This is a genomic window from Micromonospora sp. NPDC049523 (assembly GCF_040676775.1).
In the GTDB taxonomy this organism is placed as follows: Bacteria; Actinomycetota; Actinomycetes; order Mycobacteriales; family Micromonosporaceae; genus Micromonospora_G.
On record NZ_JBFAPP010000015.1, the window covers coordinates 175,728 to 194,228 of the forward strand.

General features: G+C 70.3%; 14 protein-coding genes and 1 pseudogene. 1 reads left to right on the top strand and 14 read right to left on the bottom strand.

Annotated features, from left to right (window positions below):
* Positions 1–7 precede the first annotated feature (7 nt).
* The 6 genes from AB0J90_RS23895 to AB0J90_RS23920 form a co-directional block, all read right to left on the bottom strand.
* Positions 8–580: a hypothetical protein gene (locus AB0J90_RS23895; RefSeq protein ID WP_363599228.1), complete on the bottom strand. Its 573-nt coding sequence runs from the start codon at positions 578–580 to the stop codon at positions 8–10.
* A gap of 165 nt (positions 581–745) precedes the next feature.
* The gene (locus AB0J90_RS23900; protein WP_363599260.1) at positions 746–1,366 is read right to left on the bottom strand and encodes a DUF402 domain-containing protein; all 621 of its coding nucleotides are present in this window, start codon (positions 1,364–1,366) and stop codon (positions 746–748) included.
* A gap of 89 nt (positions 1,367–1,455) precedes the next feature.
* Entirely contained in the window at positions 1,456–2,862 is a 1,407-nt protein-coding gene (proS, locus tag AB0J90_RS23905) for a proline--tRNA ligase (RefSeq protein WP_363599230.1), read from the bottom strand.
* A gap of 115 nt (positions 2,863–2,977) precedes the next feature.
* Entirely contained in the window at positions 2,978–3,451 is a 474-nt protein-coding gene (locus AB0J90_RS23910; protein WP_363599232.1) for a DUF296 domain-containing protein, read from the bottom strand.
* Positions 3,452–3,480: 29 nt separating this feature from the next.
* On the bottom strand, positions 3,481–4,551 hold the full coding sequence (locus AB0J90_RS23915) for an asparaginase (protein WP_363599234.1): 1,071 nt from the start codon (positions 4,549–4,551) through the stop codon (positions 3,481–3,483).
* 39 nt (positions 4,552–4,590) lie between these two features.
* A complete protein-coding gene (locus AB0J90_RS23920) occupies positions 4,591–6,096 on the bottom strand; it encodes an XRE family transcriptional regulator (protein WP_363599262.1) in 1,506 nt (501 codons plus the stop codon).
* A gap of 437 nt (positions 6,097–6,533) precedes the next feature.
* On the opposite strand from AB0J90_RS23920, the gene murC reads away from it, so the two are divergent.
* Positions 6,534–7,979 carry a UDP-N-acetylmuramate--L-alanine ligase gene (gene murC, locus AB0J90_RS23925; RefSeq protein ID WP_363599236.1) on the top strand — a complete coding sequence of 482 codons (1,446 nt, stop codon included), beginning with the start codon at positions 6,534–6,536 and terminating at the stop codon, positions 7,977–7,979.
* A gap of 7 nt (positions 7,980–7,986) precedes the next feature.
* Here murC and murF read toward each other — a convergent pair whose 3' ends face one another.
* The 8 genes and pseudogenes from murF to AB0J90_RS23965 form a co-directional block, all read right to left on the bottom strand.
* Complete coding sequence (gene murF, locus AB0J90_RS23930) at positions 7,987–9,384, bottom strand: UDP-N-acetylmuramoyl-tripeptide--D-alanyl-D-alanine ligase (protein ID WP_363599238.1); 1,398 nt, start codon at positions 9,382–9,384, stop codon at positions 7,987–7,989.
* Between the two features lie 169 nt (positions 9,385–9,553).
* Positions 9,554–10,657, bottom strand: a complete 1,104-nt coding sequence (locus AB0J90_RS23935) for an amidohydrolase family protein (RefSeq protein ID WP_363599240.1) — start codon at positions 10,655–10,657, stop codon at positions 9,554–9,556.
* Positions 10,654–12,201 carry a signal recognition particle protein gene (ffh, locus tag AB0J90_RS23940; RefSeq protein ID WP_363599242.1) on the bottom strand — a complete coding sequence of 516 codons (1,548 nt, stop codon included), beginning with the start codon at positions 12,199–12,201 and terminating at the stop codon, positions 10,654–10,656. Before ffh ends, AB0J90_RS23935 begins: the two co-directional genes overlap by 4 nt.
* 138 nt (positions 12,202–12,339) lie before the next feature.
* Complete coding sequence (locus tag AB0J90_RS23945; protein ID WP_363599264.1) at positions 12,340–12,996, bottom strand: response regulator transcription factor; 657 nt, start codon at positions 12,994–12,996, stop codon at positions 12,340–12,342.
* Positions 12,997–13,013: 17 nt separating this feature from the next.
* Positions 13,014–14,222 carry a histidine kinase gene (locus tag AB0J90_RS23950; protein ID WP_363599244.1) on the bottom strand — a complete coding sequence of 403 codons (1,209 nt, stop codon included), beginning with the start codon at positions 14,220–14,222 and terminating at the stop codon, positions 13,014–13,016.
* Between the two features lie 4 nt (positions 14,223–14,226).
* Positions 14,227–15,120: an ABC transporter permease gene (locus tag AB0J90_RS23955; protein WP_363599246.1), complete on the bottom strand. Its 894-nt coding sequence runs from the start codon at positions 15,118–15,120 to the stop codon at positions 14,227–14,229.
* Positions 15,107–16,087: an ABC transporter ATP-binding protein gene (locus AB0J90_RS23960; protein ID WP_363599248.1), complete on the bottom strand. Its 981-nt coding sequence runs from the start codon at positions 16,085–16,087 to the stop codon at positions 15,107–15,109. The genes AB0J90_RS23955 and AB0J90_RS23960 overlap by 14 nt, the downstream gene beginning before the upstream one ends.
* Positions 16,088–16,253: 166 nt before the next feature.
* Positions 16,254–18,383: pseudogene (locus AB0J90_RS23965) on the bottom strand ([protein-PII] uridylyltransferase); the annotation flags it as partial.
* Between the last annotated feature and the right edge of the window lie 118 nt (positions 18,384–18,501).

Genomic DNA, 18,501 nt, shown 5'->3' on the forward strand with positions numbered 1-18,501 from the left:
CTTCGTGCTACAGCTCGGCGACCGGGACCGGTGCGGTGCCCCGCCGCAGGCGCGCGGCCACGACGGTCACCGCGGGTGTCCGCTCGCCGTCGAGCAGCGCGACGAAGGTCCGCTCGGGTGCGAACCGGGGCCGGGCGGCCGAGATCCGCCGGTAGTCCAGCAGCGGCGGCAGCACCGGGTGCTGGTCGCGCAGGCGCCGCAGCGGGTCCGGTCCGGCGCCACCGGGTCGCCAGCGCGGCGGTCTGGTGTCCAGCACCGGTCCCGGTGCCACGGCGACGATGCCGAGTTCGACCAGGAGCCGGCGTACGTCCTCGGCGTCGTCCGGGTCGACCGCCCGGCCGGCCAGCACGGCGACCTCCCGACGCAGGTCGGCGAGGTGGCCGGCGGCGCCGGGGCCCAGCCTCAGTTGGTCGGCGAGGGCGGGCCTGATCTCGGGGTCGATGGTGTAGTCCAGCCGCTCGATGGCGAGCAGCGGGTTCGCCGCGGCGGCGCGGCCCAGCCGGGCATCGGCATTGACCCGGGCGAGGATCTCGGCCGCGCGTGCCTGCAGGTCTGCCCAGGAGGTGATCTGGTCGGCCACGGGGACCTCCCACCAGGGGAACGACTTGCCCGGAGCCTAGGTCCCTGACCTGCGGTTTCACGGCTTCTGTCAGCAGCACGACACTGTTGGTAGTGCCATTTTGTCCGGACTCGCCGGTCGGTGCGGTGCGCAGCTACGGGAGCTGTCGCAGACCCCGCCGGGCGCTCAGCGCACCGGGGGTCGATCCCAACCCGGCGGCAGCGACGACGGCACCGTCCACCCCGGATCGGGTACGAAGTCGCGCCAGGTTCCGTCGAACGGGAACTCACCGGCCTCGATCATCCGTACCACCCGCAGCCCTTCGGCGCGGACCGCCGCCTCGTCCGGCACCCAGTAGCCGTCGGGGAAGGCGAGGCGCTCGGCGAACTCCTCCTCGTCCTTCCAGCGCCAGCTCAGGTCCGGGTCGACCACGATGTCGAGGTCCTGGTCGACCACGTCCACGCCGGCCACCTCGCCGTCGTCCCAGCGCACCCCGTGCTCTTCGAGGTTGACGTACCAGTGGGCGAACCGGTCGTCGGCGTCGCGGAACAACCAGACCGAGTGGTCGGCACCGGTCGGCAGGAACTTCAGCAGCGGCGGACCCGCCCAGACGCCGGTGGCGAGCCGGTAGGAACGGCTCAGCCACTCGGCGAACGGCATCGCCCGCATGCCCCGGCCGTCGTCGGCGACCTCGTGCGCGACCGGCGCACCGCGCGCGATCCAGACCAGCAGACCGCGCTCGTCGTCACTGACCACCCGGGCCGACCGGACCCAACCGATCCGCCCCCGGCGCACGTTACGGTGCATGATCAGTCGACCGGGGGCGAACCGGGACGCGGACGCCCCGGTCAGCAGGTCGTCGCGGGCACTGGTGGACACCGCAGGATCAGCGGGCCTCAGTAGGAGCGGGCCAGGATGGCGACCAGGTCGGGCTCGTCCTCCGAGTCCGGCACCGAGCCGTCGGCACGAACCAGGCAGCGTACGGTGACGCCCTGCCCGTTCGCCTCGGCCTCGCCCTCGACACCGACCGCCGACCACGGCACCCGGGCCCAGCCGGTGGCCGCCGCCTCGATCGCCTCGGCCAGCGTCTGCACCTCGAAGGTGCGGGACTTGCGCAGTTCGAGGGCCTCGTCGTGCAGCGCCTTCTGGTCGGCGTCGAGCGCGGCGAGCACCGCCGAGACCGCGTCGGCGACCGGCACCGGGGTCTTCGACCCGTCCGTACGCCGGACCACGACCGCGTTACCGGCGGCCAGGTCACGGGGGCCGACCTCGACCCGTACCGGATAGCCCTTGAGCTCGGCGTCCACGGCCCGGCGGCCGAACGGGGTGTCGACCCGCTCGTCCAGCGCGACCCGGACCCCGGCGTCGCGCAGCGCGTCGCGCAGCTTCGCCGCCGCCTCGCTGACCCCGTCGCCGGCCTTGACGACCATCACGTACGCCTGGATCGGGGCGAGCCGAGGCGGCACCCGCAGCCCGTTGTCGTCACCATGAGTCATGATCAGGCCACCGAGCATCCGGGTCGAGGTGCCCCAGGAGGTGGTCCACGCGTGCTGCATGCCGCCGGTCGCGGCGGAGTACGTGATGTCGAACGCCTTGGCGAAGTTCTGCCCGAGTTCGTGGCTGGTGCCCAGTTGCAGCGCCTTGCCGTCGCCCATCATGCCTTCGAGCGTGTACGTGCTGGTCGCACCCGCGAACCGCTCACGCGCGGTCTTGCGCCCGACCACCACCGGGATGGCCAGTACGTTGACCATCATGTCCTCGTACACCTCGTGCAGGATCCGACGGGCGTAGGCCCGCGCGTCGGCCTCGTCGACGTGCGCGGTGTGCCCCTCCTGCCACAGGAACTCGCTCGTACGCAGGAAGATCCGCGGGCGCAGTTCCCAGCGCACCACGTTCGCCCACTGGTTGAGCAGCAGCGGCAGATCCCGGTACGAGTCGACCCACTTGGCCATGAACTCGCCGATCACGGTCTCGCTGGTGGGGCGTACCACGATCGGCTCGGCCAGCGGCTTGCCGCCACCGTGGGTGACCACGGCCAACTCCGGGGAGAAGCCCTCGACGTGCTCGGCCTCGCGCTTGAGGTAGGACTCCGGGATGAACAGCGGGAAGTAGGCGTTCTCCGCCCCTGCCGCCTTGATCCGGTTGTCCATCTCAGCCTGCATACGCTCCCAGATCGCGTAGCCCGCTGGTCGGATGACCATCGTCCCGCGTACCGGCCCGTTGTCGGCGAGCTGCGCTTTGGCGATCAGGTCCTGGTACCAGCGGGGGAAATCCTCCGCACGGGGAGTGAGCACGCGTGCCATGACCGCATATCCTATGCGCCCACCAGCACGCCCCATCGCTCACCCACCCACGCCCCTTCCCACGCGACCCATAGCACGGCGAGCAGCCGGCTCTTACTCCTCCAGCCCGGCAGACTCACACTCCGGGGGCGGAGTCGATCCGAAGAAGCGGTACGTCGTAGAGGCGGGGCTGTCGAGGTCGGCTCATCACTGGCTGCGTGACCTCGATGATGACCAACTCCGTGACGAACTGAACCGTGGCAGCGAGCAGGTGACTGGTGTGCCCAACCGCACTTTGGGCCTTCAACCCAACACTGACGTGGATATGGGGCAAAACGGCGTCGGTAGTGTCGTCGTAGGCGAGCGTGCCGGCACCGAGTGCCTCGACGTTCGTCAAGTGGACCTTGGACCAGACGGGAGCTTGGGGATCTTCGAGGCGCTCGCAGGTCCCGACAATCTCGACGCTACTCATACCGCCGATGAACATGGGGATGTAGCCCTGCCGAATACCGTGGACCTGGCACGCTTCGGCAAGAGCTGCGTAGAAGTCCTCGCCGTGCTCCATGATCACCGCCAGGGTACGTCCGACGGTCACCTCATGACTGCGCATCCGTGTGCCCCTTCAGATATCCGCGGCCGTCATCGTGGATCGTGGTGAGCCGAGCGGGGTGCCGGCCAGGGCCACTCTGCGGGGTCACCCAGTCCGCCAGCAGCTTGAAAGGCCGCCGCGACCTGGGCGCCGTCGGCGCCCCTGGCGAGACACAGGTGCAGCAGGATGCGTGCCTTGTACGGGTCCAGCAGCCCGGCGGATATAAGACCTCGGCCCAAGAGGTCACGCTCGGAGCCCGGAAAGCCATAGGTACCGGACAGGACGGGGCCGGCGCCGGTGCGGGAGGCAAGAACCACGGGAACCCGAGCGGCCAGGTCCGTAAGTGGGAGCAGCCACGTCTCGGGGACATGGCCCACCCCGAAGCCCGCAACAATGAGGCCATCCATCTGGTCGGTAAGCGCGCTGAGGATCCGGCCGTCGTCACCGATCGTCGCCGTGTGGAGACCGATTCGAGGCTGGCGGGGCGCGGGCTCGAACGGACCCCGGATGACGTGGCGTCGCACGCGGTTGAGAACCCGGGGGACGCCCTCCACGAGGTACCCCAGTGGTCCCCCGTCTGGGGAGGCGAAGGTGGCGACGCTGGTCGAGTGGGTTTTGCGCACACGCACCGCCGCGTGGATCTCGTCGGCGAGAACCACTACCGAGCCGAGGTGACGCGCCTGCGCGCTGGCGGCCACGACGATGGCGGCAAGGAGGTTGCCTGCGCCATCCGCACCGGCAAGGGTCGGGTTGCGCATAGCCCCGGTAACCACTACGGGCTGCGGCTGGTCGTGGAGCAGGTCGAGAAGGTAGGCGGTCTCCTCGATCGTGTCCGTGCCCTGCGTGATCACCGCCCCGGTCGCCCCGAGGTCGAAATGCCCCCGCACCTGGGAAGCGAGTTCCATCAGGTCCTCGAAGGTCAACGACGCCCCGGGGCGATTGCGGAAGTTGACCACCTCCACGTTGATTCCGGTGTTCCCCAGGCCAGGTACCGCAGCGACGAGTTGATCGGCTGGTAGGGCGGGCACAACGCCACCGGCAGCCCCGGCGGTCATAGCAATGGTGCCGCCAAGGCCGAACACGACAACTCGCGGCACGTCGTTGGCAGGTGTCGCGGCCACGCAAGATCTCCTCGACGCTATCGGTTGTGGTGGCTGAGCCTAGTAGGCGTCGAGGTCGATACCGGCGACGTATCGGCAGCTACGGTCGATGCCGGCCATCGAAAGGTGGCGGCTTCGCGGTTGGGCGATTCCCGCGAGGCCATGATCAGCAAGCTCACGGCAGCGACGGGCCAGGGGTAACCAGTCCAACCCCAGGTAGTCGGCAAGTGCGCGGAGCCTCTGAGGGGAGGCCAGCCCGGCGATAACAGAGTGGTTCATGGCCTCGTTGGCGGCGTCGGTGTACTCCCGCAGTGTCGAACGATTGTTGGTGACGTCGACGTGCCAAATGCCATCGGCCCGTACCCAGGTCGCGACGATCGCGCGACGCCGGTCGGAGACAAACCCGGCGGTGCCGGCGTACTCCGGTTCGTCGGTAACGATGACCCTGATGCCGTATGACTCCATGAGGGCCACCGCCAGCAGCAGCAAGATCCGTTCGCCCGTGGGCGACCCATCGAGCGCAGAACGCGGGACGCAGAAGATGCGTACGGGTCCCGCGCCGATGAATCGTTCGGCCGTCGCCCGCAGGTATTCGAGTTTGTGGCCGAACAGCAACCAGGTGCTGGCCTCCTCCCCGTTGCTCTCCTGGGTCCAGAACACGGGTACGTCAGTCAACGTCGGGTAGTGGCGGCGAATGTGGCCGGCACAGAACGCGGAACCGAGCCAGATCTGCGCGGCGGGCGTGAGGTCAGCGGCGAGATCCCGGCTTGCCGCCGACCGCACCATAGGCTCATATCCGGGCAGGTCACGACGTGATTCTTCCAGCAGATCGTCGTCGGCGAGCAGTGCTGCGTCAAGGTTTGTCACAGCCCACAGGACGGCGGAGGTGAGCTCGTCAAGGACGTAAGCGTGGGGAATTGCTAATCGCGCCCCGGGCATTGCGCCGCGCAGCCGCCGGCGAACGTGCCGAGAATCCATCCCGAACAGTCGGTTGCCGTCCCTGCTCTCCGTGCTGCCGACCACCAGCGCTCGCCCTGGCCGGTTGAGGATCGGATCGTCACCGTATCCGTCCGGAACCGTGACCATGATCTGCCCACGGATGACGGCAGGGTGCACGTATGCCTCAAGTGCTAACCCTGGAAAGAATCGGCCCTCGGGTGCCCACAGTGTGAACGGCTGTCGCAATGGCGCTGTCGCAGCGGGTCCCCGCCCGGGCGCCAGCAGCGACACCGGGGCAGGCGCTAGCGGATCACCGAACTGGAACGAATCTTTCGAGCGGGGTCCGGACTGAGGGACCAAGCCCCGATGTTGAAGGACGTGTGCGCCCGGCGTCTGCCGTGCAACGGCTCCCTTCTCCCTGCCGCCAACGTTGACTGACTCCCCCGGGGCATGGCCACTACGAGCCTTAGCCGCGCAGAAACCCAGATCGACGTCGTCCCTGACATTGAGGACCACCCGAAGCGCCTTCCGGTATTCCTCCTGTGGCCATCGGATCTCACCTCGCTCCAGCTTGCCGACGTAGTTCGCATCGAAGCCGCTGTGCGCCGATCTGTGGCCGTACAGCAAATTGTTGACGAGATCCGCGAGCTCTTTCCGCGAGGTCGGCTTACCAGGGTGGACAGATGACGGCACCTGCTCCCGTGCCAAACGGAGAAGATCGTTCGACACGATCCGTCCTCCGATACCTGTCTCGGGTCCCGGTGTCGACGGCAACCGTGCCGCGCCACACACAATTCAGCGAGGTCCGGTCACAGAGTAATCGAATTCTTGGACCGAACACAGGGGGAGGGATGGGGATCCTCCCCCTGTCGAAGGATCCCCATCCCTCCCCATCCAGGGATCTTTCCTCCGCACACCTCGATCGCTCAACTTGGTTGTCAGAACCGCGAGAGCCGACTGCCAGGTCACCGGAATCAATCGGGCACATTGTCCAACTGCCTGGCTACGCGGGCCAGCTCTACGAGATCAGGTTGTTGACCGCCTATGACAAGGAGAACGGCACCATGACCGACACTGTCACCGGCAACCCCGTTGCCACGGCCTACACCGGGCCATTCAGCCTCGACCGACCCCATTTCGTGGGAGTTGGCGGGTGCGCGATGTCCGGGCTGGCCCGGCTGCTTGCGGAGTCCGGCCGGCGCGTGACCGGCAGCGACATCGCCGACTCGCCTACCCTGGAAATGCTGCGCACGGCTGGCGTGATCACGTACCCCGGTCACCACCGGAGTTACATCGAGGGCGCGTCCTGCGTCGTCTACACCACCGTCGCCCAGGGCGCCGACGAGGTGCACGCCGCCCGCAGCGCAGGCATCCCTGTGATCCACCGCGCGCAGGCCATCGAGGCCCTGTGCACCCGGCGCAGGCTTATCGCGGTATCCGGATCGCACGGGAAGTCCACCACCGCGGGCGTACTTGCCACCGCCCTACGCCAACTCGGCGAGGACCCCACCTACCTCATCGGCGCCGACCTGGATGCCCCAGGCTCGGGCGCCCGGCTCGGCAAATCGGACCTGATGGTCGTGGAGGCGGACGAGTCGGACCGCTCCTTCCTCTTCCTGCCGCCGGCCATCGCCGTGATCACCAACGTGACCGACGATCACCCCGAAAACTTCGCCACCCACGCCGAACTGGTCGATTCCTACGTCGCGTTCGCGGAGCGGATCGTGAAAGGTGGTGTCCTCATCGTCAACGCCGACGATGAGGGGGCCGCAGAGGTCGCCGCGCGCATCGCGGCGTACCGGGCAGACCTGCGGGTGCTGAGCTACGGCCGAAGCGGCACAGCCGACTACCGGCTGACAAGCGTGGCCGGTAGCGGATGGAACCTCCGCGCGGAGGTGGTACTACCCAGTGGCCAGGAGGTCGCGCTGGCGCTGTCGACGCCGGCCCCGCACCACGTCCATAACGCCATCGCAGCGCTCGCCTGTACGAACGTCCTCGGCGTCGGACCGGTCGCCGCGTCCCAGGCGGTATCCACGTTCACCGGAGTCCGGCGTCGGTTCGAGAACCTCGGGACGGTTGCCGGGGTAACGGTGATCGACAGCTACGCCGACCACCCGAATGAAATATTGGCCGACCTCTGTGCCGCCCGGACCCTGACCGCCGGTCAGGTTCTCGTCGCGTTCCAGCCCTCCGGACACTCCCGCGTGGCTGCCTTCGGCGCTGTCATCGGTGAAATCCTGAATGAGCGTGCGGATCACGTCATGCTGCTCGACGTACACGGGACCCTTCCGACCACAGGGCCCACCGCCGACGCGGCACAGATCGCTACCCGGTTGGACGACGACCGCTACACCCTGCCCATGGGCTCGAAGCACGTCGCATGGATCGTGAACCAGATGGCCAAGCCGGGTGACGTGGTGCTGACCATGGGCACCGGGGACGTCACGACCTACGGGAAGGTCATCATCGACCAACTCGCCGCCCGAAAAGCGCCATCACAGACGGTCTAGCCCCCCACTAGACCACCGGCACGCCGTCGGACTCCGTCAACTGGTGCGCGAGCGCCTGGAGTCCGGCGGCGTTTGCCGCCTTCACCAGCACCACATCGCCCGGCCGGAGTCCGACGCGCAGCTTCCCGAGCGCCGCTGAGGCATCCGGCACCCGATCCACGACCGTGCTCCCGGTGGACGCGCCGGCCGCATACTGGTCCGCACCGTCGCCACCGATTGCCACCAGCCAGGCAGCCCCGATGCCCGCGACCCGTTCCCCGATCTCCCGATGGGTCTGCGTCGCTTGATCCCCCAGTTCGGCCATCTCGCCGAGCACCGCGACTGCGCGACGGCCATCGCGGGCGCTCATGTCGGCCAGCGCCAGCAGCGCCGCCCGCATCGCGTCCGGGCTCGCGTTGTAGGCGTCGTTGATGACCGTGATCCCGTCCGGCCGTACGGTCACCTGCATCCGCCCGGGTGACAGCGCCTCCGCCCCCGAGAGCCCCTCTGCTACGGCACCGACCGGATGGCCAAGTCCGATCGCGACGGCCGCCGCAGCGAGGGCATTCGCCACCTGATGTGTCCCGTACAGCCGCAGCCGCACCTCGGCCCGGTCGGCACCGAAGACAAGCCGGAACACGGGGCGGCCAAGGTCATCGGAAGTTACATCCTCGGCTCGCACGTCGGCGTTGTCATCGAGACCGAAGGTCAACACCCTCGCCCTGGTCCTGGCGGCCATCCCCAGCACCTTCGGGTCATCCGCGTTGAGTACCGCCAGTCCATCGTCGGGCAGTGCTTCGACCAGCTCGCCCTTGGCGGTCACGATGTTGTCGACCGAGCCGAACTCGCCCACGTGGGCGAATCCGATCTTGGTCACCACGCCTACCCTGGGCGGAGCGATCGAGGTCAGATACCTGATGTGACCGATTCCCCTAGCGCCCATCTCCAGCACGAGATATCGAGTGTCGGCCGTCGCCCTGGTAACCGTGTACGGCAGGCCCAGCTCATTGTTGTTCGAGGCACGGTTGGTGACGGTGTCCCCGAACCCCGCCAGCACCTGACCCAGGATGTCCTTGGTCGAAGTCTTGCCGACCGACCCCGTCACACCGATCACCGTCGCATTGCCGAGACGATCGACCAGTGCCCGCGCCAGCCGGCCATAAGCGGTCACCACGTCCTCGACCACGATTGCCGGCACGCCCACCGGACGCGACGCCAGCACGCCCACCGCGCCCGCCTCGGTGGCAGCAGCGGCGAAGTCGTGCCCGTCCACCCGCTCGCCGGGCAGCGCGACGAACAGGCCGCCCCGCTCCACCTGTCGCGAGTCGAACACCACAGGAGCCACAACGGACACGGATGGATCATCGGCATCATGGACGACGCCACCTATGGCTGCGGCGATTTCCTCCAGGGCAAGAGCAAGCACACCGGCAACCTACCGCTTCTCCCGCCGCACAGGTGTTCAACCGCCGGTCAGCGAACCAGCTTCCCTTGATCCACGCGCGCTGAGCTGTTGTCCTGGGTGCTCTGGGAACAGTTCAGCGCGCGTGGATCAAGCGAGTCACCTCAGCGCGCATGGATCAAGGGGCGATGCGTCAGCGGACGACTTGGCCGCGTAGGACGATGCGGCTCGGGGTGCGCAGGGCGCGGAGGTCGGTGCGGGGGTCGGTGGCGTAGACGACCAGATCGGCGAGGCCGCCCTCGACCAGGCCGGGGAAGCCGAGCCACGCCCTGGCTGCCCAGGAGCCAGCGGCGAGGACGTCCAGGGTGGACATGCCGGCCCGCTCGTGCAGCAGCAGGATCTCCTCGGCGGCGAGCCCGTGGTTGATCCCGCCACCGGCGTCCGTACCGACGAAGATCGGCACCCCGGCCTCGTACGCGGCCCGGACCACCTCGGGGAAGCCGTCGCGCAGGGCGAGCATGTGTTTGGCGTAGCCGGGGAAACGTTCGGCGGCCCGTTCGGCGATGCCGCCGAAGGTGTCGATGTTGATCATCGTGGGGACGAGTGCGGTGCCCCGGCGGGCCATCTCGTCGACCAGGTCGACGCTGAGCCCGGTGCCGTGCTCGACCGAGTCCACCCCGGCCCGCACCATGATGTCGACGGCGGACTCGGAGAAGGTGTGCACCGCTGCGCGTACGCCGGCTTGGTGTGCGGCCTGGACCGCGTCGGTCAGGGTGGCTTCGTCCCAGGTCGGCGTCAGGTCGCCCGCGTCCCGGTCGATCCAGTCGCCGACCAGCTTGACCCAGCCGTTGCCGGCCGCCGCCTGCTCGGCCACGGCCGCCCGCAACTCGCTCGCCGGCACCTCGACCCCGATGTCACGCAGGTAGCGCTTCGGCGGGGCGATGTGCCGGCCCGCGCGGGCCAGTCGCGGCAGTCCCGGCTCGTCGTCCAACTCCGGGTACGGGTACGGCGAACCGGCGTCACGGATCGCCAGCACCCCCGCCTCCCGGTCCGGTACGGCGAGCGCGCGGGCCTCGTCCAGCCCGGTGATCGGCCGCCCGCTCGGGGCGATGCCGATGTGGCAGTGCGCGTCCACGAGTCCGGGCAGCACGAAGCCGCCCTCGTTGATCGTCTGCGCCCCGGCCACCGGCTCGTACGTCACCCGGTCGCCGACCAGCCACAGGTCGCGTACCTCGTCGTCGGGGAGCAGCACCCCGCGTACGTGCAGCGCCGGGCCCGGCGCCCCGGCCGGGCTCACTTGTTGTCGTCGGGCCGCTTGGTGAGCTTGTTGAAGTCGAGTTTCGGCAGCTTGAAGCCGGGTGGCAGGCCCTGCCCGGCGCCCGGGTCCAGGCCCGGCGGGAGCTGCGGCATGCCGGGCATCCCGCCACCGGGGAAGCCACCGGCGGGACCGCCGACGCGGGGCCGGTTGCCGCCCTTGGTGCCCTTGCGCTTGTTCTTCGGCGACTTGGTCGCCTTGCGGCGGGCACCGGGCATGCCCATCATGCCGCCCATTTGCTTCATCATCTTCTGCGCTTCGGTGAAGCGGTTGAGCAGCTGGTTGACGTCCATGACGGTGACACCGGAGCCGTTGGCGATGCGGAGCCGCCGGGAGCCGTTGATGATCTTCGGGTTGGTCCGCTCGCCGGGGGTCATGCCCCGGATGATCGCGGTGACCCGGTCGAAGTGGCTGTCGTCGAGGTCGGCCAGCTGGTCCTTCATCTGCCCCATGCCCGGCATCATGGCCAGCACGTTGGCGATCGGACCCATCCGCCGTACGGCGATGAGCTGGTCGAGGAAGTCCTCCAGGGTGAACTGCTCGCCGCCCATCAGCTTGGCGGTCATCTTCTCCTTCTGATCGGAGTCGAAGGCCTGCTCGGCCTGCTCGATCAGAGTGAGCACGTCGCCCATGCCGAGAATCCGGCTCGCCATCCGGTCGGGGTGGAAGACGTCGAAGTCCTCCAGCTTCTCGCCGGTGGACGCGAACAGGATCGGCTGCCCGGTGACCTCGCGTACGGACAGCGCCGCACCACCTCGGGCGTCACCGTCGAGCTTGGAGAGGACAACGCCGGTGATGCCGACGCCGTCGCGGAACGCCTCGGCGGTGCGTACGGCGTCCTGACCCACCATCGCGTCGATCACGAAGATGACCTCGTCCGGGTCGACAGCGTCCCGGATCGAGGCGGCCTGGGCCATCATCTCGGCGTCGATGCCGAGGCGGCCGGCGGTGTCGACGATCACGATGTCGCGGGCGGCCCGCTTGGCGTGCTCGATCGACGCCTTGGCCACCTGCACTGGGTCACCGACGCCGTTGCCCGGCTCGGGCGCGTAGACCTCGACGCCGGCCCTGCCCCCGAGGACCTGCAACTGGCCGACCGCGTTCGGGCGCTGGAGGTCGGCGGCGACCAGCATCGGCTGGTGGCCCTGTGCCTTGAGCCAGCGGGCGAGCTTGCCGGCGAGCGTGGTCTTACCGGAGCCCTGGAGGCCGGCGAGCATGATCACGGTCGGCGGGTTCTTGGCGAACTGGAGCCGCCGACCCTCGCCGCCGAGGACCGCGACCAGCTCCTCGTGCACGATCTTGATGACCTGCTGGGCGGGGTTGAGCGCCTGGGAGACCTCGGCGCCGCGGGCCCGCTCCTTCAGGTTCGCGATGAACGACTTGACGACGGGCAGCGCGACGTCGGCCTCCAGCAACGCCAGCCGGATCTCCCTGGCGGTGGCGTCGATGTCGGCGTCGGTGAGCCGACCCTTTCCACGGAGCTTGGTGAAGATCCCGGAGAGGCGGTCACTCAAGGTGTCAAACACGGCGCAACATCCCGTTTGTCTAGTTTCCGCGAGCAGGACTCGGACCGGCAGCGACACTTCCGGCCAACGCTAGGGTAGCCGCCCGACACCCCGGCCGCCGCGTCGCTGCCACCGGCCGCCGATCACCGCCGGCTCGTCTCACGGATCGACCAGCCCGGACTGGTACGCGTAGACGACGAGTTGGGCACGATCGCGGGCGCCGAGCTTCACCATCGCCCGACTGACATGGGTACGGGCGGTGGCCGGACTGACCACCAACCGGGTCGCGATCTCGTCGTTGCTCAACCCCTCACCGACCAACCCGACGATCTCCCGCTCCCGCTCGGTCAGCGCCGCCAACCGGGGATGCGGCTTCAACACCCGTGACGGGCGGGTGGCGAACTCGCGTACCACCCGGCGGGTGACCGAGGGCGACAGCAGGGCCTCCCCGGCGGCCACCAGCCGGACCGCCCGGAGCAGTTCGGCCGGCTTGGTGTCCTTGGTCAGGAAGCCGCTGGCGCCGTGGCGCAACGCGTCGAAGACGTACTCGTCCAGCTCGAACGTGGTCAGCACGATCACCCTCGTACCGGACAGGGCCGGGTCCGCGACGATCCGCCGGGTCGCCTCGATCCCGTCGATCCCGGGCATCCGTACGTCCATCAGCACCACGTCCGGACGCTGCTCGGCGGCGAGCGCCACCGCCCGCAGCCCGTCGGCCGCCTCGCCGACCACCCGCAGGTCCGGCTCGCTGCGCACCAGCGTGCACAGGCCGAGCCGGACCAGTTCCTGGTCGTCGGCGACCAGCACCCGGATCACCCCGCCCGCCGGGCCGGTCATCGGCGGGGCTCCGCCGGGAGGCGTGCGTACACCCGGAAGCCGCCACCGGGCCGCGGCCCGGTGTTCAGGTCGCCGCCGAGCGCGGTGACCCGCTCGCGCATCCCGGCCAGGCCGTGGCCGGCGCCCGGGCCGGCCGCCCCCGGACCCGGTCCGGCGGGCCCGGTGTCGGTCACCTCCACCGTCACCTCCGTCGGTCGGTAGTCGATCCGGACCACCGTGGTCGCCGCCCCCGCATGCCGCAGCACATTGGTCAACGACTCCTGCACCACCCGGTACGCGGCCAGGTCGACCACCGCCGGCAACTCCCGCGCGGTACCGCTCACCTCGACCGTGACCGGCAACCCGGCCGCCGCCGAACGCGCCCGCAGCTCCTCCACCCGACCCAGGCCCGGCACCGGGGTACGGTCCCCGGCGGTACGCACCACCGCGAGCGTGACCCGCAGCTCGTCCAGCGCCTCCTTGCTGGTCCGACTGATCGCCGCCAGCGCAGTCTCCGCCTGCTCCGGTTGCCGGGCCAGCAGATGCAGCGCGATCTCCGCCTGGAGGTTGATCGCGGCGAGTCCGTGGCCGACCACGTCGTGCACCTCCTGGGCGATCCGCAGCCGCTCGTCGTCGGCCAGCCGCCGGGCCTGCTCGGTCCGGACCCGGGCGGTCGACTCGCGGTTGATCCGCATGGTCGCGCCCAACGCGAACGGCACCACCCCCAGGGTGGCCGCCGGCACCAGCCCGAGCAGACCCGGCGGTGGCCCCAACGACACGAACACGTGCGTCAGCAGCAGCACCAGCGAACCCCCGACCAGGATCGCCGCCCGCCGGATCGGCAGGTACGTCGCCACGGTGTAGACCGCCACCAGATAGCTGATCAGGATCGGCCCGTACGGGAAACCGAGCACCAGGTAACCCGCGACCACCACGGTCACGATCCCGAGCGTCAACACCGGCCGGTACCGGCGTACCACCAGGGCGAACGCGGCCACCCCGACCAGGGCGTACGTCCAGCCGCTTACCGCCGTGGTGCCGTCCTGGTTGTGCCCGGCCGGGCCGGTGCCGAGCAGGCCGATGCCGAACAGCCCGACCGCCAGCGCCAGATCCGGCAGCAGCACCCGGACCAGCTCCGCCCGGGACACCCGACGTCGCGGTGCGCCGACATCCGAGCCCGGCACCGCTCGGCCGTCCACCGGGTCTGTCGGATCTGTGGGGTCCATCGGATCAGAGGATGTCACGGCGACGCAGGTACACACCGCCGAGCAGGACGAACCCGACCAGATAGCCGGCGAGTACGGCAGCCGCCTGCCCACCCGACACCACCTGCTGTACGCCGGGCGTCTCGGAGTTGGCGCCGAGCGCGGCCACCAGCGATCCGGCGTTCGGTCCGGGCAGCCCCTGCTGCAGGTCGGCGACCCAGCCGATCAGTGGCGCGGCGACCACCGCCAGCAGGTTCTGTACGGCCAACAGCCAGACCAGGCCGAGTCCGACCGGCAGCGCCACCCCGCGCAGCGCGATCGCGAGCAACCCGCCGAACGCCGCCCAGACACCGGCGACCAGCCAACCGGCCCCGATCCCGGTGAACAGGTCACCCAGACCCGGCCAGTGGATCGCCTGGTTCTCGGCGGCGGCGATGACCGCGCTGGTCACCGCTCCGACGGCGTAGACGGCGAGCACGGTGGCGAGCGTCGCCACGGCCAGGGTGAGCAGCTTGCCGGTGTACACCGCCAGCCGGGACGGGCCCTGGGTGAGCAGGGTCTTCCAGGTGCCCCAGCCGTACTCGCCGCCGACGGTCAGCACACCGAGGATCACCATGATGGCGCCGAGGAACACCGGCAGACCGCCGATCGAGTTGCCGACGAGCCGGTCCGGCAGCAACGCGGCCAACCCCAGGTCGGCCCGGAAACCACCGGTGTCCCCGGCGTAGCCCGCGTACGGGACCAGGTAGGTGAAGAGCAGGCTCAGCACCAGCGTGATGGCGAGCAGCAGCCAGGTGGCGGGCCGGCGAATTAGCTTCGCCGTCTCGGCCCGTACGACGCCGGCTACGGCGGCGCCGGTCGACATCGGCCGCTCGGTGCCGACCTGCGGGCCGGTCGCGGCCAGTTCAGCGGTTGACATCGGCCAGTTCCCCTCTGCTGAGTTCACGCTTGTGCCCGCCCTTGGCCTGCTCGCCCTTGGCCTGCTCGCCCCTGGTCAGTTCGAAGAAGACCTGCTCCAGGTCGCGCTCGTGCCGGCGCAGTTCGCTGACCGCCACCCCGGCGCCGACCAGCTCCGCGTTCAGCCAGGCGGCCCGCTCCGGATCCACGGTCAGGTCGAGACCGTCGTCGGTGACCCGTACCCGGTCCGCGCCGAGCAGGCTCCGGGCCCGGTCGGCGGCCAGTTCGAGCGGTTCGGCCCGGACCCGCAGCCCGGGCGTACCGAGCAGTTGCGTCACCGTGTCCTCGGCGACCAGCCGGCCGTCGGCGATCACCCCGACCCGGTCGCAGAGCTGCTGTACCTCGCCGAGCAGGTGACTGGAGAGCAGTACGGTGCAGCCGTCGTCACCGAGTTGCCGGATCAGCGCCCGCATGTCGGCCATGCCGGCCGGGTCGAGTCCGTTGGTCGGCTCGTCCAGGATCAGCAGCCGGGGCTGCTTGAGCAGTGCGCCAGCGACACCGAGCCGCTGTTTCATGCCGAGCGAGTAGCCGGCGTACCGGTCACCGGCCCGGTCGGTCAGGTCGACGGTTTCCAGCACCGCGTCGACCCGGGCCAGCGGCACGTGTGCGTAGCGGGCCAGCACCTTCAGGTTCTCCCGCCCGGACAGGTACGGGTAGAACGCCGGTCCCTCGATCATCGCCCCGACCCCGGCGAGCGGATCACGGCTGCCGGGCGTACGGCCGAGCAGCCGGACCGTACCGGCGGTGGGTCGGACGAGTCCCAGCAACATGCGCAGGGTGGTGGTCTTGCCGGCGCCGTTCGGGCCGAGGAAGCCGTACACCTCGCCGGCCCGGACACTCAGCTCGACCGCGTCCACGACGGTACGGCCGCCGTACCGCTTGGTCAGCCCGACCGTCCGGACGAGCTCATCCTCATCAAGAACATCCATGCCCCCACGATGTCCCCCGCAACACCCCCCGCCATCGCCTCCCAAGCGACACCCCTCATACGTCAGGGGACGTACACCCCACCCTCGGCCGGCGCCTGTTATCGAGAAAGAGGGCCTATCGGGGCGCGAATAACGCCTCTTTCTCTAGATGAGGCGCCGGGGGAGGTCAGGGGGTGACGGCGGTGAGGACGGCGGCTTCGACGCGGTCGCGTTCTGATTCGTCGGAGTAGTCGCCGACCAGGTAGAAGGCGTCTACTACGTCGCCGCCGAGGGTGGAGATCCTGGCGGCGCGGACGATCGCGCCGGCCTCGTCCAGAGCGCTCGTCACCCGGTAGAGGAGGCCTCCGGAGTCGGCGGCGCGCAGTTCGAGCACCACCGCGTCGGTGGCCGCGGCCCGGTGCCAGACCACCTTCGGGGCCGCGCCGCCGCCCCGGCTGGCCAGGGCCCGGCCGCGCAACCGTTGGATCACCGACACGTCACCGGTGACCGCGCGGCGCAGGTCGGCGCTGAGCGCGATCGGGTCGGGCGGGGTGCCGTACCGGGGCTGGACCTGGAACTCGACCAGCCCCCGGTCGGCGACCGTGCTGGCGTCGGCGGAGAGCACTTCGAGCCGGTGCAGGGCCAGGCAACCGGCGACCGCGGCGAGCAGGCCGCGCCGGTCGGCGGCGGCTACCGCCACCCGCGCCCCGTCCAGGTGTACGGCCGGCAGCGGCCCCTCCAGCAGCGCCGGATCCGGCGTCGGCGGGTCGGGCAGCTCACCGGTGTCCAGTGCGGTGTGCACCCTGCCGACCAGTTCGGCGATCAGCCGGGACTTCCAGTCCGACCAGGCGGCCGGGCCGGTGGCCTGGGCGTCGGCGCGGGCGAGCCCGTGCAGCAGGCTGAGGGTGTGGCTGTCGCCGACCGCCTCGGCCACGCCGGAGATCGTCACCGGGTCGCGCAGGTCCCGTCGGGTGGCCACCTCGGGCAGCAGCAGGTGCAGCCGGACCAGCTTCTCGATCAGGTCCACCTCGGCTGGCGGGAGGCCGATCCGGGCGGCGATCGAGGCGGCGATCGGGGCACCGACGGTGCTGTGGTCACCGGGCAGGCCCTTGCCGACGTCGTGCAGGAAAGCGGCGAGCAGCAGCAGGTCGGGCCGGTCCACCTCGCGGGCGTACGCGGTCGCCTCGGCGGCGGCCTGGACCAGGTGCCGGTCGAGGGTGAACAGGTGCACCGGGTTGTGCTGGGGCAGGCTGCGCAGCCGGGGCCATTCCGGCAACCAGCCGTCGATGAGTCCGTACCGGTCGCAGGTTTCCCAGGTGGTGACCAGGCCGGGGCCGGCGCCGAGCAGGGTGATCAGGGCGGCGCGGGCCGCCGCCGGCCACGGGGTGGGCAGCGGCGGGCAGTACGCGGCAAGCCACTCGCAGGTGGCGCGGGCGATCGGCAGTCCGGTGCTGGCCGCCGCGGCGGCGACCCGCAGCGACAGGCTGGGGTCGGGGCGGGCGCCGATCGCGGTCCGGGCGAGGACCAGTTCGCCGTCGTGTTCGACCACGTCACGGGCGACCGGGCGGCGCAGCAGCCGGCCGTCGGCGCCCCGGTTGTCGGGGCCGCGCAGCCGTCCGCTGCGGAGCCGGTCGGCGGCCCGGAACGCGTCGGCGAGGGCGTGGCTGATCGTACGGGCGTCGCCGGCCACCCGGCGCAGCACCGCGTCGCCGTCGTCGAGCCCGAGCAGGGTGGCGACGGCGGCGCGTTCCTGCGCGACCAGGCGGTCGACCCGCCGGCCCCGGGACACGTGCAGTGCGTCGCGGGTGTCGAGCAGCCGCAGGTGGGCGGCGCGTACGGCGGGTCGCAGGGCGTCGCTGATCCCGGCGTACGCGATGGCGCGCAGCAGGCCCACGTCGCGCAACCCGCCGGCGGCCTCCTTGAGGTCGCCTTCGAGCAGGAAGGCAAGTTCGCCGTGCGCCTTCCAGCGGGCGGCGGTCACCTGGTGCAGCACCGGCAACTGCCGCACCGCGGTACGCCGCCACTGGTCTCCGGCGGCGGCGATGAGCTTGTTGCTGAGTGCCTCGTCCCCGGCGATGTGCCGGGCGTCGAGCAGCCCGAGGGCGACCTTGACGTCGTCGTGCGCCACGGACAGCGCCTCGGGGATGGTGCGGACCGAGTGGTCCAGGCCGAGCCGGGCGTCCCAGATCGGGTACCAGAGCGCGGCGGCGATCTCGTCCATGCCGGGCACACCGTCGTGCACCAGCACCAGGTCGAGATCGCTGTACGGCGACAACTGCCGGCGGCCGAGGCCGCCGACCGCGACCAGCGCCACCCCGGCCGGTACTGCCGGCATCAGCGCACACCCGGCGGCACAGGTTGCGCACCCGGCGCAACAATCGCTCGCGACCACGTGGCCGCCCGCGGGGCCCCACTGGCCGGTGCCGGCGCGACCA